22 protein-coding genes are annotated in these 25,681 nt (G+C 54.1%); 19 read left to right on the top strand and 3 right to left on the bottom strand.

The window, feature by feature from the left end:
* Positions 1-2: 2 nt before the first annotated feature.
* The 3 genes from leuB to leuL all read right to left on the bottom strand — a co-directional run bounded on the left by leuB (position 3) and on the right by leuL (position 2,843).
* Positions 3-1,094, bottom strand: coding sequence for a 3-isopropylmalate dehydrogenase (leuB, locus tag NQ842_RS20490; RefSeq protein WP_014882533.1), 1,092 nt, complete (start codon positions 1,092-1,094; stop codon positions 3-5).
* Positions 1,094-2,665: a 2-isopropylmalate synthase gene (leuA, locus tag NQ842_RS20485; RefSeq protein ID WP_257256263.1), complete on the bottom strand. Its 1,572-nt coding sequence runs from the start codon at positions 2,663-2,665 to the stop codon at positions 1,094-1,096. Before leuA ends, leuB begins: the two co-directional genes overlap by 1 nt.
* Positions 2,666-2,756: 91 nt before the next feature.
* Positions 2,757-2,843, bottom strand: a complete 87-nt coding sequence (leuL, locus tag NQ842_RS23445; protein ID WP_071830037.1) for a leu operon leader peptide — start codon at positions 2,841-2,843, stop codon at positions 2,757-2,759.
* A 637-nt stretch (positions 2,844-3,480) separates the two neighbouring features.
* On the opposite strand from leuL, the gene leuO reads away from it, so the two are divergent.
* The 19 genes from leuO to ftsZ all read left to right on the top strand — a co-directional run bounded on the left by leuO (position 3,481) and on the right by ftsZ (position 25,641).
* Positions 3,481-4,425 carry a transcriptional regulator LeuO gene (leuO, locus tag NQ842_RS20480; protein ID WP_046889336.1) on the top strand — a complete coding sequence of 315 codons (945 nt, stop codon included), beginning with the start codon at positions 3,481-3,483 and terminating at the stop codon, positions 4,423-4,425.
* A gap of 379 nt (positions 4,426-4,804) precedes the next feature.
* A complete protein-coding gene (gene ilvI, locus NQ842_RS20475) occupies positions 4,805-6,529 on the top strand; it encodes an acetolactate synthase 3 large subunit (protein ID WP_063426370.1) in 1,725 nt (574 codons plus the stop codon).
* A 1-nt stretch (position 6,530) separates the two neighbouring features.
* Complete coding sequence (gene ilvN, locus NQ842_RS20470; RefSeq protein WP_014830640.1) at positions 6,531-7,022, top strand: acetolactate synthase small subunit; 492 nt, start codon at positions 6,531-6,533, stop codon at positions 7,020-7,022.
* A 179-nt stretch (positions 7,023-7,201) separates the two neighbouring features.
* Complete coding sequence (gene cra, locus NQ842_RS20465; protein WP_013095565.1) at positions 7,202-8,206, top strand: catabolite repressor/activator; 1,005 nt, start codon at positions 7,202-7,204, stop codon at positions 8,204-8,206.
* Between the two features lie 601 nt (positions 8,207-8,807).
* Positions 8,808-9,266, top strand: coding sequence for a division/cell wall cluster transcriptional repressor MraZ (gene mraZ, locus NQ842_RS20460; protein WP_014830641.1), 459 nt, complete (start codon positions 8,808-8,810; stop codon positions 9,264-9,266).
* Between the two features lie 2 nt (positions 9,267-9,268).
* Positions 9,269-10,210 (top strand): 16S rRNA (cytosine(1402)-N(4))-methyltransferase RsmH, encoded by a 942-nt coding sequence (rsmH, locus tag NQ842_RS20455; protein ID WP_014830642.1) that lies wholly within the window; start codon positions 9,269-9,271, stop codon positions 10,208-10,210.
* On the top strand, positions 10,207-10,572 hold the full coding sequence (ftsL, locus tag NQ842_RS20450) for a cell division protein FtsL (RefSeq protein WP_014830643.1): 366 nt from the start codon (positions 10,207-10,209) through the stop codon (positions 10,570-10,572). The genes rsmH and ftsL overlap by 4 nt, the downstream gene beginning before the upstream one ends.
* A gap of 15 nt (positions 10,573-10,587) precedes the next feature.
* Positions 10,588-12,354, top strand: a complete 1,767-nt coding sequence (locus NQ842_RS20445) for a peptidoglycan glycosyltransferase FtsI (protein ID WP_014830644.1) — start codon at positions 10,588-10,590, stop codon at positions 12,352-12,354.
* The gene (gene murE, locus NQ842_RS20440) at positions 12,341-13,828 is read left to right on the top strand and encodes a UDP-N-acetylmuramoyl-L-alanyl-D-glutamate--2,6-diaminopimelate ligase (protein ID WP_047360414.1); all 1,488 of its coding nucleotides are present in this window, start codon (positions 12,341-12,343) and stop codon (positions 13,826-13,828) included. Before NQ842_RS20445 ends, murE begins: the two co-directional genes overlap by 14 nt.
* Positions 13,825-15,183, top strand: coding sequence for a UDP-N-acetylmuramoyl-tripeptide--D-alanyl-D-alanine ligase (murF, locus tag NQ842_RS20435; protein ID WP_047360413.1), 1,359 nt, complete (start codon positions 13,825-13,827; stop codon positions 15,181-15,183). Before murE ends, murF begins: the two co-directional genes overlap by 4 nt.
* The gene (mraY, locus tag NQ842_RS20430) at positions 15,177-16,259 is read left to right on the top strand and encodes a phospho-N-acetylmuramoyl-pentapeptide-transferase (protein ID WP_008501985.1); all 1,083 of its coding nucleotides are present in this window, start codon (positions 15,177-15,179) and stop codon (positions 16,257-16,259) included. Before murF ends, mraY begins: the two co-directional genes overlap by 7 nt.
* 2 nt (positions 16,260-16,261) lie before the next feature.
* A complete protein-coding gene (gene murD / locus NQ842_RS20425; RefSeq protein ID WP_014830648.1) occupies positions 16,262-17,578 on the top strand; it encodes a UDP-N-acetylmuramoyl-L-alanine--D-glutamate ligase in 1,317 nt (438 codons plus the stop codon).
* The gene (gene ftsW / locus NQ842_RS20420; protein WP_046889332.1) at positions 17,578-18,822 is read left to right on the top strand and encodes a cell division protein FtsW; all 1,245 of its coding nucleotides are present in this window, start codon (positions 17,578-17,580) and stop codon (positions 18,820-18,822) included. The genes murD and ftsW overlap by 1 nt, the downstream gene beginning before the upstream one ends.
* Positions 18,819-19,883, top strand: coding sequence for an undecaprenyldiphospho-muramoylpentapeptide beta-N-acetylglucosaminyltransferase (gene murG / locus NQ842_RS20415; protein ID WP_046889331.1), 1,065 nt, complete (start codon positions 18,819-18,821; stop codon positions 19,881-19,883). The genes ftsW and murG overlap by 4 nt, the downstream gene beginning before the upstream one ends.
* Positions 19,884-19,940: 57 nt before the next feature.
* The gene (gene murC / locus NQ842_RS20410) at positions 19,941-21,416 is read left to right on the top strand and encodes a UDP-N-acetylmuramate--L-alanine ligase (RefSeq protein WP_013095575.1); all 1,476 of its coding nucleotides are present in this window, start codon (positions 19,941-19,943) and stop codon (positions 21,414-21,416) included.
* Positions 21,409-22,329: a D-alanine--D-alanine ligase gene (locus tag NQ842_RS20405; RefSeq protein ID WP_257256262.1), complete on the top strand. Its 921-nt coding sequence runs from the start codon at positions 21,409-21,411 to the stop codon at positions 22,327-22,329. The genes murC and NQ842_RS20405 overlap by 8 nt, the downstream gene beginning before the upstream one ends.
* Before the next feature lies 1 nt (position 22,330).
* On the top strand, positions 22,331-23,173 hold the full coding sequence (gene ftsQ, locus NQ842_RS20400; protein ID WP_014830652.1) for a cell division protein FtsQ: 843 nt from the start codon (positions 22,331-22,333) through the stop codon (positions 23,171-23,173).
* Complete coding sequence (gene ftsA / locus NQ842_RS20395; protein WP_006173845.1) at positions 23,170-24,426, top strand: cell division protein FtsA; 1,257 nt, start codon at positions 23,170-23,172, stop codon at positions 24,424-24,426. Before ftsQ ends, ftsA begins: the two co-directional genes overlap by 4 nt.
* Before the next feature lie 63 nt (positions 24,427-24,489).
* Complete coding sequence (ftsZ, locus tag NQ842_RS20390; RefSeq protein ID WP_008501978.1) at positions 24,490-25,641, top strand: cell division protein FtsZ; 1,152 nt, start codon at positions 24,490-24,492, stop codon at positions 25,639-25,641.
* Positions 25,642-25,681: the final 40 nt, after the last annotated feature.

Genomic DNA, 25,681 nt, shown 5'->3' with positions numbered 1-25,681 from the left:
GATTACACCCCTTCAGCGACATAGCGGGCAATGATGTCGCCCATTTCATCGGTACTGACTGCCGCCGTGCCGCGTGCTAAATCACCGGTACGGACGCCTTCTTCTAACGCGCGATTAATGGCGTTTTCAATTGCGGTCGCTGCATCGCCTGCATCCAGGCTGTAGCGCAGCAGCAGAGCCAAAGAGAGGATCTGCGCAATTGGGTTAGCAATGTTTTTACCTGCGATATCCGGCGCGGAGCCACCTGCCGGCTCGTACAGACCAAACCCTTCTTCATTCAGGCTCGCTGATGGCAGCATGCCCATGGAGCCGGTGATCATCGCGCACTCATCCGAGAGAATATCGCCGAACAGGTTAGAGCACAGCAGCACGTCAAACTGGGACGGATCTTTAATCAATTGCATTGTCGCGTTGTCGATGTACATATGCGACAGCTCAACGTCAGGGTATTGCTTCGCGACTTCACTGACGATTTCACGCCACAGGATGGAAGACTGCAGCACGTTCGCTTTATCAATAGAGGTCACTTTATGGCGGCGTTTGCGCGCAGACTCGAAAGCGATATGGGCGATACGTTCAATTTCGAAACGGTGATAAACCTCGGTATCAAAGGCTTTTTCATGCTGACCGCTGCCTTCGCGACCTTTTGGCTGGCCAAAATAGATGCCGCCAGTCAGTTCACGCACGCACAGTATATCGAAGCCATTGGCGGCAATATCCGCACGCAGTGGGCAGAACTCTTCCAGGCCCTGATAGAGCTTCGCCGGACGCAGGTTGCTGAACAGCTTAAAGTGTTTACGCAGCGGCAGCAGCGCACCGCGCTCTGGCTGCTCTGCGGGTGGCAGGTGTTCCCATTTCGGGCCACCCACGGAACCAAACAGGACGGCATCGGCGTTCTCGCAGCCCTCAACGGTTGCCTTTGGCAGCGGCGTACCGTGATTATCGATAGCAATACCGCCCACGTCGTAGTGGCTGGTGGTAATTTTCATCGCAAAACGCGAGCGAACGGCTTCCAGTACTTTCAGCGCCTGTGCCATCACTTCCGGGCCAATACCGTCACCCGGCAACACAGCAATATGGTAATTCTTCGACATTACACGGTTTCCTTGTTGTTCTCTTTATTCTGAGCTTTGTGTTGCAACTCTTTTTCAACTTCAGCGGCGCGCCAGATATTGTTCAGGACATGCACCATCGCTTTGGCAGAGGATTCGACGATATCGGTCGCCAGACCTACACCATGGAAGCGACGGCCGTTATAGTTGACCACGATATCCACCTGACCGAGCGCGTCTTTGCCATGGCCTTTGGCCGTCAGGTCATATTTGACCAGTTCAACGTCGTATTCGGTGACGCGATTAATGGCCTGGTAGATGGCATCGACAGGACCATTACCATTTGCCGCTTCCGCTTTAATCTCATCCCCACAGGCCAGCTTAACGGACGCCGTCGCGATATCGCTGGAGCCGGACTGCACGCTGAAGTAATCCAGGCGGAAGTGTTCTGGCTCTTCCTGCTGCTTATTAATGAAGGCCAACGCTTCCAGGTCATAGTCGAACACCTGACCTTTTTTGTCGGCCAGCTTCAGGAACGCGTCATACAACTGATCCATGTTGTAATCGCTGTCTTTGTAACCCATTTCTTCCATACGGTGCTTCACTGCCGCGCGACCTGAGCGGGACGTCAGGTTCAACTGTACCTGGTTCAGACCAATGGATTCCGGGGTCATGATTTCGTAGTTTTCGCGGTTTTTCAGCACGCCATCCTGATGAATACCGGAAGAGTGCGCGAATGCGCCGGTACCAACAATCGCTTTGTTGGCTGGAATAGGCATGTTGCAAATCTGGCTGACGGTCTGACTGGTACGCCAGATTTCATTGTGATTGATGCGGGTGTGCACGTTCATGATGTCTTTGCGCACCTTAATTGCCATGATCACTTCTTCCAGTGAACAGTTACCTGCACGTTCACCGATACCATTCATCGCACCTTCTACCTGTCGGGCACCGGCGTGAACGGCGGCGATGGCGTTCCCGACGGCCAGGCCTAAATCGTCGTGGGTATGAACAGAGATAATCGCCTTATCAATGTTTGGCACACGTTCATACAAGCCAGTAATGATGTTGGAGAATTCAAACGGCATGGTGTAGCCGACGGTATCCGGGATGTTGATGGTTTTGGCGCCGGCATTGATGGCGGCTTCCACTACCCGCGCCAGATCGTCAATTGGCGTGCGGCCTGCATCTTCGCATGAGAATTCAACATCATCCGTATAGTTACGTGCACGTTTGACCATGTATACCGCGCGTTCAATCACCTCGTCGAGCGTACTGCGCAACTTGGTGGCGATGTGCATGGGGGATGTGGCAATAAAAGTATGGATACGGAAGGCTTCAGCCACTTTCAGTGACTCGGCGGCAACGTCGATGTCTTTCTCAACGCAGCGTGCCAGACCACAGACGCGGCTGTTTTTGATGGTGCGTGCGATGGTCTGTACCGATTCGAAATCACCCGGAGAAGAGACAGGGAAACCCACCTCCATCACGTCGACACCCATACGTTCGAGAGCCAGCGCGATCTGCAGTTTCTCTTTCACACTCAGGCTCGCCTGTAATGCCTGTTCACCGTCACGTAAAGTGGTATCGAAAATAATGACTTGCTGGCTCATGGGTTAGGTCCTTGTCAGTCTTAGGGCGCCTTGCTACGAGCATAAAAAAACCCGCGCAATGGCGCGGGTTTCTAGTCTTACTGGTGACGATTCAACGCTGAATTTCGCCCGCCAGTCTACCGCGCACAGAGGATGCGTTTAGTAGTAGTAGACCGGTGAAACGAATGGTGCGAATCATGAATCGTGCTCCGTTAAATTCAATATGCTTTTAGTGGTACTGGATATGGTGGTTGATGTCAACCCCTGAAGAGAAAAACGAGCCCGAACGGAGAAAGTCGTGGTGAGTTTGTATTAGCTAATTGTGCTGGTTTTTATCTTTTATGCCTTTCGAAAAGTCTATTTTTGGACTGGAGATTCATCTTTGGAACGATTTAAATATAATTAGTATCAATTCAACATAGGTCTGTAATGGATGGGGTGGGCGAGAAAAGCAGTTTAAATTCATTAATTTATAATTGCGGTGAATGGTTTTGTAGCAAATAAGACGTGAGCATTGATACGACTTTGTTAATTGTTTGCTGTGCGATCAGGTGAATAGTTTAATAATACTAAAGTTATCATTAACTGAAGGGTGATTGAGTATTTGTCTTAATTATGGTTTCATGCAAACCATAATGTCATTGTTATCATTCATACTCAATTTCACCTCGTCATCAATAAGATGTGTAATGTCACTCTTTTGAAGCGGTGTTCTTTATATTTTCCGAATTTTAAATAATTCTCTTTCGCTGGTTGTATCTGCATGGTAAATCATATTTTTCGAGTTTATTACAGTAAATTGGCAAAGGGAGTTTAGCGTGACAGTGGAGCCAGGAATGCCAGAAAATAATATTAATCAACCTCAGGTTTATAATGGGGTCAAACCTCAGCTACGCACCGTTGATCTCAATCTGTTGACCGTCTTTGACGCGGTGATGCAGGAACAGAATATCACGCGAGCAGCGCAGTCTCTGGGGATGTCTCAGCCTGCCGTCAGCAATGCGGTATCCCGGCTTAAGCTGATGTTTAACGACGAATTGTTTGTTCGTTACGGCAGGGGGATTCAACCCACGGCGCGTGCATTTCAACTGTTTGGCTCCATCCGCCAGGCGCTGCAGTTGGTGCAGAACGAGCTGCCGGGATCGGGTTTTGAGCCCTTAAGCAGTGAGCGTGTTTTCCATCTTTGTGTATGCAGTCCGTTAGACAATTATTTGACATCGGTTATATACAATAAAGTGGAAGAAATAGCGCCAAATATTCACCTGGTATTTAAATCATCGCTTAATCAGAACACGGAGCATCAGCTTCGGTATCAGGAAATTGAGTTTGTTCTGGGATACGAAGAATTTCGTCGGCCGGAATTTTCCTGCGTACCTCTGTTTAAAGATGAAATGGTACTGGTTGCCAGTAAAACGCATCCGCGAATGAATACGCCACTGCGTGAAAGTGATGTTTATAACGAGCAGCACGCCGTGGTTGCCCTCGACCGATATGCCTCATTTAGTTTGCCGTGGTATGACACTGCGGATAAGCAGGCGAGCGTGGCTTATCAGGGAATGGCAATGGTCAGCGTATTAAACGTGGTTTCTCAAACCCACCTGGTGGCGATTGCACCGCGTTGGCTGGCAGAGGAGTTTTCTGAACAGTTAAATCTGCAAATTCTGCCGTTGCCACTCAAGCTCAATAGTCGTACCTGTTATCTTTCCTGGCATGAAGCAGCAGGCCGGGATAAAGGCCATCAGTGGATGGAAGAGCTGCTTATTAGCATTTGTCGCCGATAAGCGCGTCAGGGTAAATCGCATCCTGGTGTGTGGTTTATCCTGTGTGTTTTTATTTTTCCGGTGTTTTGTGCTGTTGTTATTTTTTCTGGCTGTTGCCAGGCTCGCAAAAATAGATGATTTCCTGAAACGTCGCGCTTTTCAACGATGATTTATCACCTCATCAACGAATCACAGAGGAATTAACCATATCCTCTCCTGAAGCCTGTCTTTTCTGCTTTATGCACCGTTTATCTCGCCTGGTTTGCTAATTGCCTGCCTCATAACGAGCGGTTAAGGTAACGATCACTCTGCAAAATATAAGATTGGTTCATCACGATCGTAAGACGGTGTGGAAATGAATTCTGCAGTCCGTCTATAACAAAATGCCTGGAGGCAAAGCATGGAGATGTTGTCTGGCGCGGAAATGGTCGTCCGATCGCTAATCGATCAGGGCGTGAAACAAGTGTTCGGCTATCCAGGAGGCGCCGTTCTCGATATTTATGATGCGCTCCATACGGTTGGCGGCATTGACCATGTTTTGGTGCGCCACGAACAGGCGGCGGTGCACATGGCTGACGGGCTGGCGCGTGCGACGGGTGAAGTGGGGGTGGTATTGGTCACCTCGGGTCCCGGTGCCACAAACGCGATTACCGGCATTGCGACGGCATATATGGACTCCATTCCGCTGGTCATTCTTTCCGGCCAGGTCGCAACATCCCTGATTGGCTACGATGCGTTTCAGGAGTGCGACATGGTGGGGATTTCCCGTCCTGTTGTGAAGCACAGTTTCCTGGTGAAGCAAACTGAAGACATTCCCGGCGTACTGAAAAAAGCGTTCTGGCTGGCGGCGAGTGGGCGTCCAGGTCCTGTGGTGGTTGATCTGCCGAAGGATATACTGAACCCGGCAAACAAACTGCCGTATGTCTGGCCGGAAACGGTAAGCATGCGCTCCTATAACCCAACGACTCAGGGACATAAAGGCCAGATCAAGCGGGCGTTGCAAACGCTGCTGTCCGCGAAAAAGCCGGTAGTCTATGTGGGAGGCGGCGCAGTTAACTCTGCGTGTGAAACGCAGTTGCGTGCGCTGATTGAAAAATTGAATCTCCCTGTCGCCTCTTCACTGATGGGACTGGGGGCGTTCCCGGCGACGCATCGCCAGGCTTTGGGTATGTTGGGGATGCACGGTACCTATGAAGCCAACATGACGATGCACCATTCTGATGTGATCTTCGCCGTCGGCGTGCGCTTTGACGATCGCACGACCAACAACCTGGCGAAATATTGCCCGAACGCCACCGTGCTGCATATTGATATCGATCCGACTTCTATCTCGAAAACGGTGCCAGCAGATGTGCCGATTGTTGGGGACGCCCGACAGGTCCTGGAACAAATGCTGGAGTTGCTGGCGCAGGAAACCCCTTCACAACCGTTGGATGAGATCCGCGACTGGTGGCAGCAGATTGAGCAGTGGCGTGCGCGTCAGTGCCTTAAATACGATACGCAAAGCGAGAACATTAAGCCGCAGGCGGTGATCGAAACCCTCTGGCGTCTGACAAAAGGTGAAGCGTATGTCACATCAGATGTGGGTCAGCATCAGATGTTTGCCGCCCTCTATTATCCGTTCGATAAACCACGTCACTGGATAAACTCGGGTGGTCTGGGGACGATGGGCTTTGGATTGCCTGCCGCGCTGGGCGTCAAGCTTGCGCTGCCGGATGAAACCGTCGTCTGCGTCACGGGTGATGGCAGTATTCAGATGAATATCCAGGAGCTTTCCACCGCGTTGCAATATGAGCTGCCGGTACTGGTTCTGAACCTCAATAACGGTTATCTCGGTATGGTGAAGCAGTGGCAGGATATGATCTACTCTGGTCGCCATTCTCAATCTTACATGAAGTCACTGCCGGATTTTGTTCGTCTGGCCGAAGCCTATGGTCATGTCGGGATGAGGGTGACCGAGCCGGCAGAGCTTGAAGCGAAACTTGCTGAAGCACTTGAACACGTTAAAAACAACCGCCTTGTTTTCATGGATGTCATTGTTGATGGCTCAGAGCACGTTTATCCGATGCATATTCGCGGTGGTGGCATGGATGAAATGTGGTTAAGTAAAACGGAGAGAACCTGATATGCGCCGGATATTATCTGTATTACTGGAAAACGAGTCTGGTGCACTGTCACGCGTCATTGGACTCTTTGCACAACGCGGCTACAACATCGAAAGCCTGACCGTGGCACCCACCGAGGATCCGACGCTGTCGCGCATGACGATCCAGACCGTCGGTGACGCCAAGGTGCTTGAGCAGATCGAGAAACAGTTACATAAGCTTGTCGATGTTCTGCGCGTGAGCGAGCTCGGGCAGGGGGCTTATGTTGAACGTGAGGTCATGCTGGTGAAAATCCAGGCCAGTGGCTACGGGCGTGAAGAAGTTAAACGCAATGCGGATATCTTCCGTGGGCAGATCATTGACGTCACGCCTTCTCTTTATACGGTTCAGCTGGCGGGAACGAGTGACAAGCTGGATGCTTTCCTGGCGTCTGTCCGGGATGTGGCAAAAATTGTTGAGGTTGCGCGATCGGGCGTTGTCGGTCTTTCGCGCGGCGAGAAAATCATGCGTTAGGTGTCAATAAGGTTCGCCTCTTTCTGCCCGGTCACCAAAGCCGGGCTTTTTTTTGCGTAATACGCCGATAACACAGATAAAAGCGGTTGCCGCGAAGGCTATTCTGCGTTTAGATGTTAAAAGATTTAACCATAACCTTGACAGGGCCATGGACTCTTTTCTTTTTTTAAGGGGCAATTGTGAAACTGGATGAAATCGCCCGGCTAGCCGGCGTGTCACGAACTACGGCCAGCTATGTGATTAACGGTAAAGCAAAGCAGTACCGTGTCAGCGACAAAACCGTTGAGAAAGTCATGGCGGTGGTTCGTGAGCATAACTACCATCCGAATGCTGTCGCAGCCGGCTTACGCGCCGGGCGCACCCGATCGATTGGTCTGGTGATCCCTGATCTGGAAAACACCAGCTACACCCGTATCGCTAACTATCTTGAACGTCAGGCTCGCCAGCGCGGCTATCAGCTCTTGATTGCCTGCTCAGAAGATCAGCCTGATAACGAGATGCGCTGTATTGAGCATCTGCTCCAGCGTCAGGTCGATGCCATCATTGTTTCGACCTCCTTACCGCCAGAGCATCCGTTCTATCAACGCTGGGCGAACGATCCCTTCCCGATTGTCGCACTGGATCGTGCCCTGGACAGAGAGCACTTCACCAGTGTCGTCGGCGCCGATCAGGATGATGCGGAAATGCTGGCCGCGGAGCTGAGAACCTTCCCGGCTGAAACCGTGCTTTATCTTGGCGCGCTGCCTGAGCTTTCCGTGAGCTTCCTCCGTGAGCAAGGTTTCAGGACGGCGTGGAAAGACGATCCGCGCGAGGTTCACTACCTCTATGCCAACAGTTATGAGCGTGAAGCCGCCGCGCAGTTGTTTGAGAAATGGCTGGAGACCCACCCGATGCCTCAGGCGCTGTTCACCACCTCATTTGCCTTACTGCAGGGCGTAATGGATGTTACCTTGCGTCGGGACGGTAAGCTGCCATCCGATCTGGCTATCGCCACCTTCGGTGATAACGAACTGCTCGACTTCCTGCAATGCCCGGTACTGGCCGTCGCGCAGCGCCATCGTGACGTGGCTGAGCGTGTGCTGGAGATCGTCCTGGCGAGTCTGGATGAACCGCGTAAACCGAAGCCGGGGCTGACGCGTATCAAACGTAATCTTTACCGTCGCGGAATTTTGAGCCGCCATTAATGAATGAGGGGGAGTGAAAACTCCCCCTTGTTTTGCCTGGATAATTCTGTCGAATAATTCCCGGAGAAAAATTAGGACGATTCCTTAGGAATCAGAATCTGCTATTTTTTTAATTCTTTTTGGCCTTTTAAAATGGCCTTGAAAGAAGATTTATACGATTTATAAAGCCTCTCTTTGTATTGTTTTGTTACAAAGCTGCCCGGTCGATGAATATTCAGACGTTTTTTCCCCTACCCTGGCGTGCTCGCCTGCCAGCCGGTTCGTTCATTGCGTGCTGTGGTGAATCTGGCGCTGTTATCCCCTGTGAATATGTCTTAAAATGCTGCCCGCGTCGCAAACTGACACTTTATATTTCGCTGCGATGATATTGAGTGAGCCTTAACGCTAGTGTGCATATTCGGTTTTTTTCTTACAAATATTCATAACGTTAATTTTGCCTCGCCAGTTGTGCAGTTATTAACCAGGACTGTTTATCTCTGTAAATAGAGGGCTTTCGGGCTTCTATAGAGAGAGTCCTGGCTTGACAAGCTTTTCCCTCGCTCCGTAAACTCCTTTAGGTGGGAATTTGTGGGTTAAAGTGGTGAGGAGGGGTAAGACTGGCATGTTCCGTGGAGCAACGTTAGTCAATCTCGACAGTAAAGGGCGTTTATCGGTACCAACCCGATACCGCGACCAGCTGATCGAGAACGCTTCGGGTCAACTGGTTTGCACCATTGACATCAACTCCCCCTGCCTGCTGCTTTACCCCTTGCCTGAATGGGAAATTATTGAGCAAAAGCTGTCGCGACTGTCGAGCATGAACCCACAGGAACGCCGCGTGCAGCGGTTGTTATTGGGACATGCCAGTGAGTGTCAGATGGATAGTGCAGGGCGATTACTGATTGCGCCCGTGCTGCGGCAACATGCCGGTCTGACCAAAGAAGTGATGCTGGTCGGGCAGTTCAACAAGTTTGAACTGTGGGACGAAACGACCTGGTATCAACAGGTCAAGGAAGATATCGACGCTGAGCAGTCTGATTCCGCAACCTTGTCGGAACGGCTGCAGGACTTGTCTCTATAAATATGATGGAAAATTATAAACATACAACGGTGTTGCTGGATGAGGCCGTCAACGGCCTGAATATTCGTCCGGACGGCATCTACATTGATGGCACTTTTGGTCGCGGTGGCCACTCGCGTTTGATCCTCTCCCAACTGGGAGCGGACGGACGTCTGCTGGCAATCGACCGCGATCCGCAGGCGATTGCCGTTGCGCAAACCATCGATGATCCACGCTTTTCCATCGTGCATGGACCTTTCTCTGCGCTGGCAGATTACGTTGCTGAGCGCGGCCTGACGGGCAAGATCGACGGGATTCTTCTCGATCTTGGCGTCTCTTCACCCCAACTTGATGATGCTGAACGCGGTTTCTCCTTTATGCGCGACGGCCCGCTGGACATGCGCATGGATCCTACGCGCGGTCAGTCTGCCGCCGAGTGGTTACAGACTGCGGATGAAGCGGATATTGCCTGGGTGATCAAAACCTTTGGTGAAGAACGTTTTGGCAAGCGCATCGCGCGCGCCATTGTTGAGCGCAATCGTGTTGAACCGATGACCCGCACGAAAGAGCTGGCCGAGGTGATTGCGGCGGCAACACCGGTGAAGGATAAACACAAACATCCCGCGACCCGTACCTTCCAGGCGGTGCGCATCTGGGTAAACAGTGAACTGGAGGAAATAGAGCTGGCGCTAAAAAGCTCGCTCGACGTGCTGGCCCCGGGTGGGCGGTTATCCATCATCAGCTTCCATTCGCTGGAGGACCGTATTGTGAAGCGCTTTATGCGTGAACAAAGCCGCGGTCCACAGGTTCCAGCAGGGCTGCCGATGACGGAAGAACAACTCAGGAAGCTGGGTGGCCGTCAGTTGCGAGCATTAGGCAAGTTGATGCCGGGCGAAGAAGAGGTGGCAGAGAATCCACGCGCCCGTAGTTCAGTGCTGCGTATTGCAGAGAGGACGAACGCATGATCAGCAGAGTGACAGAGACCCTAAGCAAAGTTAAGGATTCGTTAGGAAGCAACGAGCGCCATGCCTTGCCTGGCGTGATCGGCGACGATCTTTTGCGGTTTGGGAAGCTGCCACTCTGCTTGTTCATTTGCATCATTGTGACGGCAGTAACGGTGGTCACTACAGCCCACCATACACGTTTATTGACTGCGCAACGCGAGCAGATGGTACTGGAACGCGATGCGCTGGATATTGAATGGCGAAATCTGATCCTTGAAGAAAACGCGCTCGGCGATCACAGCCGGGTTGAACGGATCGCAACGGAAAAGCTGCAATTGCAGCATGTTGATCCTTCCCAGGAAAATATCGTAGTACAAAAATAAGGGAAAACGCGACGCATGAGAGCAGCGGCAAAAACGCTAAAACCAAAACGTCAGGAAGAACAGGCCAACTTTGTAAGTTGGCGTTTTGCGTTGCTTTGCGGCTGCATTTTACTCGCGCTGGGCTTCCTGCTGGGACGCGTGGCGTGGCTACAAATCGTCGCGCCTGACATGCTGGTACGGCAGGGCGATATGCGCTCGCTGCGCGTACAGGAAGTCTCCACATCCCGCGGAATGATCACCGACCGTTCCGGCCGTCCGCTGGCGGTGAGCGTACCGGTGAAGGCGATCTGGGCCGATCCAAAAGAGCTGCACGATGCTGGCGGTATTACGCTCGACAACCGCTGGAAAGCGCTGTCTGATGCCCTGAAAATGCCGCTGGATCAGCTTGCCTCCCGTGTTAACGCCAACCCAAAAGGGCGCTTTATCTATCTGGCGCGTCAGGTTAACCCTGACATGGCCGATTACATCAAAAAACTGAAGCTACCGGGTATTCATCTTCGTGAAGAGTCTCGCCGTTACTATCCTTCAGGCGAAGTGACTGCTCACCTCATTGGCTTTACCAACGTCGATAGCCAGGGGATCGAAGGGGTAGAAAAAAGCTTTGATAAGTGGCTTACCGGTCAGCCGGGCGAGCGAATCGTGCGAAAAGACCGCTATGGTCGCGTAATTGAAGATATCTCTTCCACAGACAGCCAGGCTGCCCACAACCTGGCGTTGAGCATTGATGAGCGTCTGCAGGCGCTGGTGTATCGCGAGTTGAACAATGCCGTGGCCTTTAACAAGGCGGAGTCGGGCAGCGCCGTGCTGGTGGATGTCAGCACCGGTGAAGTGCTGGCGATGGCCAACAGTCCGTCCTACAACCCGAACAACTTTACCGGTACCGCCAAAGATGCAATGCGTAACCGGGCCATTACTGACGTGTTCGAACCCGGCTCCACGGTGAAACCGATGGTGGTGATGACGGCGCTGCAACGCGGCATCGTCAATGAGAACACGGTTCTGAACACCATTCCTTATCGTATTAACGGCCACGAGATCAAAGACGTGGCGCGCTACAGCGAATTGACCCTGACCGGGGTATTACAGAAGTCGAGTAACGTCGGTGTTTCAAAGCTGGCGTTAGCGATGCCGTCCTCAGCGTTAGTAGAGACTTACTCACGTTTTGGGCTAGGAAAGGCGACCAATTTGGGGTTGGTCGGAGAACGCAGTGGCTTATATCCTCAAAAACAACGGTGGTCTGACATAGAGAGGGCCACCTTCTCTTTCGGCTACGGGCTAATGGTAACCCCGTTACAGTTAGCGCGAGTCTACGCAACGATTGGCAGCTATGGCGTTTATCGCCCGCTGTCAATTACCAAAGTTGATCCACCGGTTCCGGGCGAGCGTATCTTCCCGGAATCTATCGTTCGTACCGTTGTGCATATGATGGAAAGCGTGGCGCTACCTGGCGGCGGCGGCGTGAAGGCGGCGATCAAAGGCTATCGCATCGCCATTAAAACCGGTACAGCGAAAAAAGTGGGGCCAGACGGCCGCTACATCAACAAATACATTGCCTATACCGCAGGCGTTGCGCCTGCAAGCAATCCGCGTTTTGCGCTGGTGGTCGTGATTAACGATCCACAGGCGGGTAAATACTACGGCGGCGCCGTTTCCGCGCCTGTGTTTGGCGCCATCATGGGCGGCGTATTGCGCACCATGAACGTTGAACCGGATGCGCTGGCAACGGGCGAAAAAAGTGAATTTGTAATTAATCAAGGCGAGGGTACAGGTGGCAGATCGTAATTTGCGCGACCTTCTCGCTCCGTGGGTGCCAAACGCACCTGAGCGAGCGCTACGGGAGATGGTACTGGACAGCCGTGTGGCTGCTTCCGGCGATCTTTTTGTGGCTGTAGTTGGTCATCAGGCGGACGGGCGTCGATATATCCCGCAGGCGATTGCGCAAGGTGTAGCTGCCATTATTGCTGAGGCTAAAGATGAGGCAACCGACGGTGAAATCCGTGAAATGCATGGTGTGCCGGTTATCTATCTTAGCCAGTTAAATGAGCGACTCTCCGCACTGGCGGGACGTTTCTATAACGAGCCTTCAGACCAACTGCGTCTGGTGGGCGTGACGGGCACCAACGGAAAAACGACGACCACTCAGTTGATGGCGCAATGGGCGCAGTTGCTGGGTGAAACCGGCGCCGTGATGGGCACCGTGGGGAATGGGCTGTTGGGTAAAGTGAGCCCGACGGAAAACACCACCGGCTCCGCGGTTGACGTGCAGCATGTGATTGCCGGGCTGGCAGGGCAGGGCGCGACCTTTGCGGCGATGGAAGTCTCCTCTCATGGTCTGGTACAGCATCGTGTAGCGGCGTTGAAATTTGCCGCCTCCGTGTTCACGAACCTGAGTCGCGATCATCTTGATTATCATGGTGATATGGAGCATTACGAGGCCGCGAAATGGCTGCTCTTCTCCACGCATCACTATGGACAAGCCATCATCAACGCTGACGACGAAGTCGGGCGCCGCTGGCTTGCGAAGCTGCCGGATGCGGTGGCGGTGTCGATGGATGACCATATCAACCCGAACTGCCATGGCCGTTGGCTTAAGGCGGTTGAGGTTAATTATCATGACAGCGGCGCGACGATTCGCTTTGCCTCTTCCTGGGGGGAAGGCGAAATTGAAAGCCGCCTGATGGGGGCCTTTAACGTCAGCAACCTGCTGCTGGCACTGGCTACATTGCTGGCGTTGGGCTATCCGATGGCCGAACTGCTGAAATCCGCAGAGCGTCTGCAGCCAGTCTGTGGCCGTATGGAAGTGTTCAGTGCGCCAGGTAAACCGACCGTGGTTGTCGATTATGCCCACACGCCCGATGCGCTGGAAAAAGCGCTCGAAGCGGCACGCCTGCACTGCACCGGTAAGCTCTGGTGCGTGTTTGGCTGTGGAGGCGATCGCGACAAGGGCAAGCGTCCGTTGATGGGAGCCATTGCCGAACAGTTCGCGGATATTCCGGTTGTGACCGATGACAACCCGCGCACTGAAGAGCCGCGCGCCATTATCAACGATATCCTGGCCGGTATGCTGGACGCAGGACGTGCCCGCGTGGTGGAAGGCCGTGCAGAAGCCGTGACCAACGCCATTATGCAGGCGCAGGAGAACGACGTTGTGCTTCTGGCGGGTAAAGGCCATGAAGATTATCAGATTGTTGGCAACCGTCGTCTGGACTATTCGGATCGTGTAACGGCAGCGCGTCTGTTGGGAGTGGTGGCATGATTAGCTTAACGCTCGGCAAGGCGGCAACCCTCCTGCAGGGTACGTTGCATGGTCAGGACCTCACCATTGACGCCGTGACAACAGATACCCGCAAAGTGACCGCCGGGTGCCTGTTTGTGGCGCTGAAAGGCGAACGTTTTGACGCCCACGATTTTGCTGAACAGGCGAAAGAAAACGGTGCGGGTGCGCTGCTGGTGAGCCGCAAACTCGCTATCGATTTGCCACAGCTTGTGGTGAAGGATACGCGTCTGGCCTTTGGTGAGCTGGCTGCCTGGGTTCGTCAGCAGGTCCCGGCTCGCGTTGTCGCCCTGACGGGGTCGTCGGGTAAAACGTCGGTCAAAGAGATGACGGCGGCCATACTCAGTCAGTGCGGTAACACACTTTACACCGCAGGCAATCTAAATAATGACATCGGTGTGCCGATGACATTACTTCGCCTCACCAAAGAGCATGAGTTTGCGGTGATTGAATTAGGGGCAAATCATCAGGGCGAAATCGCCTGGACCGTGAGCCTGACGCGTCCGGAGGCCGCGCTGGTGAATAACCTGGCTGCTGCACATCTGGAAGGTTTTGGTTCACTCGAAGGCGTGGCAAAAGCCAAAGGCGAGATCTATACCGGCCTGCCGGATGATGGTATCGCCATTATGAATGCCGACAATAATGACTGGCTGAACTGGCAGAGCATTATTGGTTCGCGTAAGACGTGGCGTTTCTCGCCAAATGCGGCCAACAGTGATTTTACCGCAACCAATATCCATGTGACCTCGCATGGCACGGAATTCACACTCAATACCCCAACGGGGGGCATTGAGGTTCTGCTGCCACTGCCCGGGCGCCATAACATCGCCAATGCGCTCGCTGCCGCGGCGTTGTCGATGGCTGTAGGCGCGACACATGACGCGATAAAAACCGGTCTGGCAAATTTAAAAGCCGTACCGGGGCGTCTGTTTCCCATCCAGCTTGCAGAAAACAAACTGCTGCTGGATGACTCCTACAACGCGAACGTCGGTTCGATGACGGCGGCCGTACAGGTGCTGTCCGAAATGCCGGGTTATCGTGTGATGGTCGTTGGCGATATGGCCGAGTTGGGCGATGAAAGCGAAGCCTGTCATACCCAGGTGGGTGAAGCCGCGAAAGCGGCGGGGCTGGATTGTGTCCTGAGCGCCGGAAAACTGAGCCAGGCGATTAGCCATGCCAGCGGTGTTGGCGAACATTTTGCCGATAAAGCCGCACTGATTGAACGTCTGAAGGCGTTGATTGCTGAAAAACAAATGGTGACTGTGTTAGTGAAAGGTTCACGTAGTGCCGCCATGGAAGAGGTTGTGCACGCATTACAGGAGAACGGGACATGTTAGTTTGGCTGGCCGAACATTTGGTCAAATATTACTCAGGCTTTAACGTCTTTTCCTATCTGACGTTTCGCGCCATTGTCAGCCTGCTGACTGCGCTGTTCATCTCATTGTGGATGGGCCCGCGCATGATTGCCCGTCTGCAAAAACTCTCTTTTGGCCAGGTCGTGCGTAACGATGGTCCGGAATCGCACTTCAGTAAACGCGGTACGCCAACCATGGGCGGGATTATGATCCTGACCGCGATCGTGGTTTCCGTGCTGCTGTGGGCCTATCCATCCAATCCGTACGTCTGGTGCGTGCTGACTGTGCTGGTGGGCTACGGAATCATTGGGTTTGTCGATGATTATCGCAAAGTGGTGCGTAAAGACACGAAAGGTCTGATCGCCCGCTGGAAATATTTCTGGATGTCGGTGATTGCGCTGGGCGTGGCCTTCGCGCTGTATCTGGCAGGAAAAGACACTCCCGCTACCGAGCTGGTGGTGCCGTTCTTTAAAGACGTCATGCCGCAACTGGGGCTGTTCTACATTCTGCTGGCGTATTTCGTGATTGTGGGCACCGGTAACGCGGTGAACCTGACAGATGGTCTGGATGGTCTGGCGATTATGCCAACGGTCTTCGTGGCCGCAGGTTTCGCGCTGGTGGCGTGGGCGACCGGCAACATGAACTTTGCTAATTATCTGCACATTCCGTACCTGCGTCACGCGGGCGAGCTGGTGATCGTCTGTACGGCCATTGTCGGGGCGGGGCTGGGCTTCCTGTGGTTCAACACCTATCCGGCCCAGGTCTTTATGGGTGACGTCGGTTCACTGGCTCTGGGTGGCGCGCTGGGCATTATTGCCGTGCTGCTGCGCCAGGAGTTCCTGCTGGTGATCATGGGTGGGGTATTTGTGGTTGAAACCCTGTCGGTGATTCTGCAGGTCGGTTCCTTTAAGCTGCGCGGGCAGCGCATCTTCCGTATGGCGCCGATTCACCATCACTATGAACTGAAAGGTTGGCCAGAGCCGCGCGTCATCGTGCGCTTCTGGATTATTTCGCTGATGCTGGTGCTGATTGGCCTGGCAACGCTGAAGGTACGTTAATCATGGCAGATTACCAGGGCAAAAAAGTCGTTATCATCGGGTTGGGCCTTACTGGCCTGTCCTGCGTGGACTTTTTCCTCGCGCGCGGCGTGACGCCACGGGTGATGGATACGCGTGTTTCTCCGCCGGGTCTGGACAAACTGCCGGAACAGGTTGAACGCCACCTTGGTGGTCTGAATGATGACTGGCTGCTGGCAGCCGATCTGATTGTGGCCAGCCCCGGTATGGCGCTGGCGCACCCTTCACTGAGCGCCGCAGCCGATGCGGGCGTTGAGATTGTTGGTGATATCGAGCTGTTCTGCCGCGAAGCGCAGGCGCCTGTTATCGCCATTACTGGTTCTAACGGAAAAAGCACCGTCACTACCCTGGTCGGGGAGATGGCGAAAGCGGCGGGCATGAACGTTGGCGTTGGCGGAAATATCGGCCTGCCTGCACTGATGCTGCTGGACAAGGGCTGTGAACTGTATGTCCTGGAGCTTTCCAGCTTCCAGCTGGAAACAACCTCCAGCCTGCATGCGGCAGCGGCGACGATCCTCAACGTGACCGAAGATCATATGGATCGCTACCCATTTGGCCTGCAGCAGTATCGCGCCGCAAAACTACGCATTTATGAAAACGCGAAGGTCTGCGTCGTTAATGCCGATGATGCCCTGACCATGCCGGTACGCGGTGCCGACGAGCGCTGCATCAGCTTTGGTATCACCATGGGTGATTATCATCTGAACCGCCAGTTGGGGGAAACCTGGCTGCGCGTGAAAGGCGAGAAAGTGCTGAACGTGAAAGAGATGAAGCTTTCCGGCCAGCATAACTACACCAATGCGCTGGCGGCGCTGGCGCTGGCGGATGCCGCCGGTCTGCCACGCTCTTCCAGCCTGCAGGCGTTAACCACCTTTACCGGTCTGGCGCACCGTTTCCAGCTGGCGCTGGAGCATAACGGGGTGCGTTGGATCAATGATTCCAAAGCCACCAACGTAGGCAGTACTGAGGCCGCGCTGAATGGTTTGCAGGTTGAAGGTACCCTGCATCTGCTGCTGGGGGGCGACGGTAAATCCGCTGATTTCTCCTCACTGAAACAGTATCTTTCTGGCGATAACATCCGTCTGTACTGCTTTGGTCGTGACGGCAGTGAACTGGCTGAACTGCGCCCTGAAATTGCCGAGCAGACTGAAACCATGGAACAGGCCATGCGCCTGATTGCCCCTCGCGTGAAGCCGGGCGATATGGTGCTGCTCTCCCCGGCATGCGCCAGCCTCGATCAATTCAAGAATTTCGAACAGCGTGGTGATCTCTTTACCCGCCTGGCGAAGGAGTTAGGCTGATGCGTTTATCTCTCCCTCGCCTGAAAATGCCGCGCTTCCCAGGATTTGGTATCCTGGTGTGGTTGTTTGCGGCACTGAAAGGCTGGGTGATGGGCTCTCGTCAGAAAGATAACGACAGCCTGATTATGTACGATCGTACGCTCTTCTGGCTCACCCTGGGGCTGGCGGCGGTCGGCTTTATCATGGTGACGTCAGCATCGATGCCCGTCGGGCAGCGACTGGCGAACGATCCTTTCCTGTTTGCCAAGCGTGATGGTCTGTACATCATCCTGGCGTTCTGTCTTGCGCTGGTAACCTTACGTCTGCCAATGGCGTTCTGGCAGCGACACAGCACCGCGATGCTGATCGCCTCGATCATTATGCTGCTGATCGTCCTGGTGGTAGGTAGCTCCGTAAACGGGGCATCGCGCTGGATCGCCTTTGGCCCGCTGCGTATTCAGCCGGCAGAATTTACCAAACTGTCCCTGTTCTGCTACCTGGCGAACTACCTGGTGCGCAAAGTGGATGAAGTGCGTAACAACCTCCGCGGCTTCCTGAAACCGATGGGCGTGATTCTGGTGCTGGCGGTCTTACTGCTGGCACAGCCTGACCTCGGTACCGTGGTGGTACTGTTTGTAACGACGCTGGCGATGCTGTTCCTGGCGGGAGCGAAACTGTGGCAGTTCATCGCCATTATCGGGATGGGGATTTCAGCCGTTGTCCTGCTGATCCTCGCCGAACCCTACCGTATCCGCCGTGTAACCTCGTTCTGGAACCCGTGGGAAGACCCGTTTGGCAGTGGCTATCAGCTGACGCAGTCACTCATGGCGTTTGGCCGCGGTGAAGTCTGGGGACAAGGCCTGGGCAACTCGGTACAGAAACTGGAGTATTTACCCGAAGCGCATACTGACTTCATCTTCTCCATTATTGCGGAAGAACTGGGTTATATCGGTGTGGTATTAGCGCTATTAATGGTATTCTTCGTCGCTTTCCGCGCCATGTCGATTGGGCGGAAAGCGCTGGAGATCGATCACCGCTTCTCAGGTTTCTTAGCCTGCTCAATTGGTATCTGGTTTAGCTTCCAGGCATTGGTTAACGTCGGGGCCGCAGCGGGTATGCTGCCAACCAAGGGCCTGACGTTGCCGTTGATCAGTTATGGTGGTTCCAGTCTGTTGATTATGTCGACGGCCATCATGTTTTTGTTACGCATAGATTATGAGACGCGTCTGGAGAAAGCCCAGGCGTTTACACGAGGTTCACGATGAATCAACCGAAGCGGTTAATGGTGATGGCAGGCGGTACCGGTGGACATGTGTTCCCGGGGCTGGCGGTTGCGCACCATTTAATGGATCAGGGCTGGCAGGTACGCTGGCTGGGAACCGCAGACCGCATGGAAGCCGACCTGGTACCGAAGCACGGTATTGAGATCGACTTTATTCGTATTTCTGGCCTTCGTGGCAAAGGTATTAAGGCCCAACTTCTGGCGCCGGTGCGCATTTTCAACGCGTGGCGTCAGGCGCGCAGCATCATGAAGCGCTTTCAGCCTGATGTGGTGCTGGGCATGGGCGGTTATGTTTCAGGTCCGGGGGGACTTGCCGCGTGGTCGTTGGGCATTCCCGTCGTATTACATGAGCAGAATGGTATCGCCGGCCTGACCAACAAATGGCTGGCGAAAATCGCCACCAAAGTGATGCAGGCGTTTCCTGGTGCGTTCCCGAAAGCGGACGTCGTGGGTAACCCGGTGCGCGTGGACGTACTGGCGCTGCCGTTACCGGATGCCCGCATGGCTGGCCGTGAAGGACCGGTCCGTGTATTGGTCGTCGGTGGATCGCAGGGGGCACGTATCCTGAACCAGACGATGCCGCAGGTTGCCGCAAAGCTGGGTGATGCCGTGACGATCTGGCATCAAAGCGGAAAAGGTGCTCAGCAGACCGTTGAGCAGGCTTATGCGGCAGAAGGCCAGCCGCAGCACAAAGTAACAGAGTTTATCGACGATATGGCAGCAGCGTATGCCTGGGCCGATGTCGTGGTCTGCCGCTCTGGCGCATTAACGGTCAGTGAAATTGCCGCTGCAGGTTTACCGGCCCTGTTTGTGCCGTTCCAGCACAAAGACCGACAGCAGTACTGGAATGCGCTGCCGCTTGAAAAAGCCGGTGCCGCGAAAATTTTTGAGCAGCCACAATTTACCGCCGATGCGGTCGCCACCACCCTGGCGGGCTGGAACAGAGAAGCATTAATGGAGATGGCGCAACGCGCACGTGCGACAGCCATTCCTGATGCAACGGAACGGGTGGCAAAAGAAGTGAGCCTGGCAGCCCAGGCTTAACCCTCGCAGCGCGTGTTGCGCTGCACGAATTTTTAAGTAGTCGATGGCGTTTAGAGAATGAATACACAACAACTGGCAAAACTGCGTTCAATCGTGCCCGAGATGCGTCGCGTCCGGCACATTCACTTTGTTGGCATCGGTGGTGCTGGCATGGGCGGTATTGCCGAAGTGTTAGCTAACGAAGGCTATCAGATCAGCGGGTCTGACCTGGCGCCAAACCCTGTTACGCAGCAACTGGCGTCGCTTGGGGCGACTATCTATTTCAACCATCGCCCTGAAAACGTGCGCGATGCGAGTGTGGTGGTGGTATCCAGCGCCATCTCCTCTGATAACCCGGAAATCGTGGCCGCGCATGAAGCGCGTATTCCGGTGATCCGCCGCGCGGAAATGCTGGCAGAACTGATGCGTTTCCGTCACGGGATTGCGATTGCCGGGACGCACGGTAAAACAACGACGACGGCGATGGTGTCCAGTATTTATGCCGAAGCGGGTCTCGACCCGACCTTCGTTAACGGCGGCCTGGTAAAAGCAGCAGGTGTGCATGCACGTCTGGGCCACAGCCGTTATCTGATTGCGGAAGCAGATGAGAGCGATGCGTCGTTCCTGCATCTGCAGCCGATGGTGGCGATTGTCACTAACATCGAGGCTGACCACATGGATACATACCAGGGCGACTTCGAGAACTTAAAGCAGACCTTTATCAACTTCCTGCACAACCTGCCGTTCTATGGACGCGCGGTAATGTGTGTGGACGATCCGGTCATTCGCGAGTTGCTGCCGCGGGTTGGTCGTCAGATCACCACCTATGGCTTCAGCGAAGACGCGGATGTCCGCGTGGAAGAGTACAAACAGATTGGTGCGCAGGGGCATTTCACCCTGGCGCGTCAGGACAAAGAACTCCTGCACGTGACGCTGAACGCTCCAGGACGTCATAACGCCCTGAACGCAGCCGCGGCGGTGGCCGTCGCGACGGAAGAAGGCATTGATGACGATGCGATCCTGCGTGCGCTGGAAAGCTTCCAGGGAACCGGGCGTCGTTTCGACTTCCTGGGTGAGTTCCCGCTGGATGCCGTGAACGGCAAACCGGGCACCGCCATGCTGGTGGACGACTATGGCCACCATCCGACCGAAGTGGACGCGACCATCAAGGCGGCGCGTGCGGGCTGGCCAGAGAAGAACCTGGTGATGATCTTCCAGCCGCACCGTTTTACGCGTACGCGCGATCTGTATGACGATTTCGCCAGCGTGCTGTCGCAGGTGGACACATTGCTGATGCTGGATGTTTATTCTGCGGGCGAAACGCCGATCCCGGGTGCGGACAGCCGTTCTCTGTGTCGAACCATTCGCGGACGCGGCAAAGTAGACCCTATTCTGGTTTCTGATCCTGCTCAGGTCGCCGAAATTCTGGCGCCGGTACTTACAGGTAACGATTTGATTCTGATTCAGGGTGCGGGAAATATCGGCAAAATCGCCCGTACCTTAGCTGAAATCAAACTGAAGCCGCAAACGCAGGAGGATGAGCATCATGGCTGATAAGATTGCTGTCCTGTCTGGCGGCACCTCCGCTGAGCGCGAGGTTTCCCTGAATTCAGGCGCTGCTGTACTGGCGGGCCTGCGTGAGGCTGGCGTTAATGCACATCTGGTCGATCCGAAAGAGGTCGATGTGACGCAACTGAAAGCCATGGGCTTCGATAAAGTCTTTATTGCTTTGCACGGTCGTGGCGGTGAAGACGGTACCCTGCAAGGATTGCTGGATTTAATCGGTATGCCTTACACCGGCAGCGGCGTGATGGCCTCCGCCATCTCAATGGATAAACTGCGCAGTAAACTGCTGTGGCAGGGCGCCGGTTTGCCCGTCGCGCCGTGGGTTGCGCTGACGCGTCGCGAATTTGAAATGGGCCTTCAGGACAGCGTTAATACACGCATTGCTGAGCTGGGCTTACCGGTTATTGTAAAGCCCAGCCGTGAAGGGTCGAGCGTGGGGATGTCCAAAGTGGATAAAGCTGACGATTTATCGGCTGCGTTAGCGCTGGCATTTCAACACGATGAAGAAGTTCTCATTGAAAAATGGCTCAGCGGACCGGAATTTACCGTGGCGATGCTTGGCGAAGAAATTTTACCATCGATTCGCATCCAACCTGCTGGCGTATTCTATGATTATGAGGCGAAGTATCTCTCTGACGAGACGCAATATTTCTGCCCTGCAGGTCTTGAAGCAGAACGTGAAGCCGATTTACAGTCCCTGGTGCTTAAAGCCTGGCATGTTCTTGGGTGCAGTGGCTGGGGCCGCATTGATGTGATGCTCGACAGCGATGGGCAATTTTATTTGCTGGAAGCGAATACTTCTCCAGGCATGACCAGCCACAGCCTTGTGCCGATGGCCGCGCGTCAGGCGGGGATGAGCTTCTCGCAGTTAGTCGTACGTATTCTGGACCAGGCGGGCTGATATGTCTCAGGCTGCATTGAACACGCGCAACCGCGATGACGAGGAAGAATATTCTTCTTCACGCCGGAGTAATGGAACGCGTCTTGCAGGGATTATTTTCCTGCTCGGGGTGCTGTGCACCGTGTTTATCAGCGGCTGGATGGTACTGGGCTGGATGGAAGATGCGCAGCGGTTGCCGCTGTCGAAGCTGGTGGTCACCGGTGAACGCCACTACACGCGTAACGATGATATTCGCCAGTCGATTCTGGCACTGGGGTCGCCTGGCACCTTTATGACGCAGGATGTCAACATTATCCAGAGTCAGATTGAACGTCTGCCCTGGATAAAACAGGCGAGTGTAAGAAAGCAATGGCCTGATGAATTGAAGATTCATCTGGTTGAATATGTGCCCATTGCGCGTTGGAATGATCAGCACATGGTTGACGTAGACGGAAATTCCTTCAGCGTCCCGGCCGATCGTGTCAACAAGCAAAATTTACCGATGTTGTATGGTCCTGAAGGCAGCGAAAACGAAGTGTTACAGGGTTTTCGCGAGATGGGGCAAGTGCTGGCGAAGGACAGGTTTACGTTAAAAGATGCAGCGATGACGGCGCGCCGTTCATGGCAGCTCACCTTAACGAATGGCATTAAGCTCAACCTGGGCCGCGGCGACACAATGAAGCGTCTGGCGCGTTTCGTAGAACTTTACCCGGTTTTACAGCAGCAGGCACAGACTGACGGCAAACGGATAAGCTACGTTGATTTGCGCTATGACTCAGGCGCAGCAGTCGGTTGGGTACCGGCTCCGGTCGAGGAACCTAATCAGCAACAGAATCAGGCACAGGTACAGGCAGAACAACAATGATCAAGGCGACGGACAGAAAACTGGTAGTTGGACTGGAGATTGGCACCGCGAAGGTTGCCGCTTTAGTAGGGGAAGTTCTGCCCGACGGTATGGTCAATATCATTGGCGTGGGCAGTTGCCCGTCCCGTGGTATGGATAAAGGTGGGGTAAACGATCTTGAGTCGGTGGTGAAATGCGTCCAGCGCGCCATCGATCAGGCTGAATTAATGGCAGATTGCCAGATTTCCTCTGTCTATCTGGCCCTCTCTGGTAAGCATATCAGCTGCCAGAACGAAATCGGCATGGTGCCCATTTCTGAAGAAGAAGTGACGCAGGAAGACGTTGAAAACGTAGTACACACGGCGAAATCTGTGCGTGTCCGCGATGAGCACCGCGTATTGCACGTGATTCCGCAAGAGTACGCGATTGACTACCAGGAAGGGATCAAGAACCCGGTTGGCCTTTCTGGCGTGCGTATGCAGGCAAAAGTGCACCTGATCACATGTCACAACGATATGGCGAAGAACATCGTAAAAGCCGTTGAACGTTGTGGCCTGAAAGTTGACCAACTTATTTTCGCCGGTCTGGCGGCAAGCTATTCCGTGCTGACCGAAGATGAACGTGAACTGGGCGTCTGTGTGGTCGATATTGGTGGTGGTACAATGGATATGGCCGTGTATACCGGCGGTGCCCTGCGCCACACCAAAGTAATCCCTTACGCAGGGAACGTGGTAACCAGCGATATTGCCTACGCGTTTGGTACGCCGCCAAGCGATGCAGAAGCGATTAAAGTGCGCCACGGTTGTGCGCTGGGGTCTATCGTTGGTAAAGATGAGAGCGTTGAAGTGCCAAGCGTGGGCGGTCGTCCGCCGCGTAGCCTGCAGCGCCAGACGTTGGCAGAGGTGATTGAGCCACGCTATACCGAGTTGCTCAACCTGGTCAACGAAGAGATTTTGCAATTACAGGAACAGCTTCGCCAGCAGGGCGTAAAACATCATCTTGCGGCGGGGATTGTATTAACCGGCGGTGCAGCGCAAATTGAAGGTCTTGCGGCCTGTGCGCAACGTGTATTCCATACGCAGGTGCGTATTGGCGCACCGCTGAATATTACCGGTTTAACGGATTATGCCCAGGAGCCTTACTATTCAACGGCTGTGGGCCTGCTCCACTACGGGAAAGAATCCCATCTCAGTGGTGAAGCAGAAGTGGAAAAACGCGTCTCAGTGGGGTCGTGGGTCAAACGACTGAACAACTGGCTGCGAAAAGAGTTTTAATTTTTTTAAGAGGCCGGAGAGAATTAACGGTCTCGGGCGACAGGCACAACGGAGAGAGAAATTATGTTTGAACCTATGGAACTGACCAACGACGCGGTGATTAAAGTCATCGGCGTCGGTGGCGGCGGCGGTAACGCCGTAGAGCATATGGTGCGCGAGCGCATTGAAGGTGTCGAATTCTTTGCGGTTAACACCGATGCACAGGCACTGCGTAAGACGGCTGTAGGCCAGACGATTCAGATCGGTGGTGGCATCACTAAAGGTCTGGGCGCAGGGGCTAACCCGGAAGTGGGCCGCAATGCGGCTGAAGAAGATCGTGAGGCCCTGCGTGCGGCACTGGAAGGTGCGGACATGGTCTTTATCGCAGCAGGTATGGGCGGCGGTACAGGTACCGGCGCAGCACCTGTTGTGGCCGAAGTGGCTAAAGATTTGGGGATCCTGACCGTTGCTGTCGTGACCAAGCCTTTCAACTTTGAAGGCAAGAAGCGTATGGCATTCGCGGAGCAGGGTATCACCGAGCTGTCCAAGCATGTGGACTCGCTGATCACTATCCCGAACGACAAACTGCTGAAAGTGCTGGGTCGCGGTATCTCCCTGCTGGATGCCTTTGGCGCAGCAAACGACGTGCTGAAAGGCGCGGTTCAGGGTATCGCTGAACTGATTACCCGTCCTGGCCTGATGAACGTTGACTTTGCTGACGTTCGCACCGTGATGTCCGAAATGGGCTACGCGATGATGGGCTCCGGCGTGGCGAGCGGTGAAGACCGTGCGGAAGAAGCAGCAGAAATGGCTATCTCTTCTCCGCTGCTGGAAGATATCGATCTGTCGGGTGCGCGTGGCGTGCTGGTCAACATCACCGCTGGCTTTGACCTGCGTCTGGATGAGTTCGAAACCGTGGGTAACACCATCCGTGCGTTCGCCTCTGACAACGCTACCGTGGTAATCGGTACATCCCTTGACCCGGAAATGAACGACGAGCTGCGTGTGACGGTTGTAGCTACCGGTATCGGCATGGACAAGCGTCCTGAAATCACCCTGGTGACCAACAAGCAGACTCAGCAGCCGGTTATGGATCGTTACCAGCAGCACGGTATGTCTCCTCTGACTCAGGAGCAAAAACCGGCCGCGAAAGTGGTTAATGACCCAACGCCGCAAACGGCGAAAGAGCCAGATTATCTGGATATCCCGGCGTTCCTGCGTAAGCAAGCTGACTAAGAATTGGCTGGAATTTGGGGATTTCCGCTCTTTGTGCTAA

This window comes from Enterobacter cloacae complex sp. R_G8 (genome assembly GCF_024599795.1).
Taxonomy (GTDB): Bacteria; Pseudomonadota; Gammaproteobacteria; order Enterobacterales; family Enterobacteriaceae; genus Enterobacter; species Enterobacter dissolvens.
Note: the sequence above shows the minus strand (reverse complement) of the source record. Positions and strands in the feature narration are given on the sequence as shown.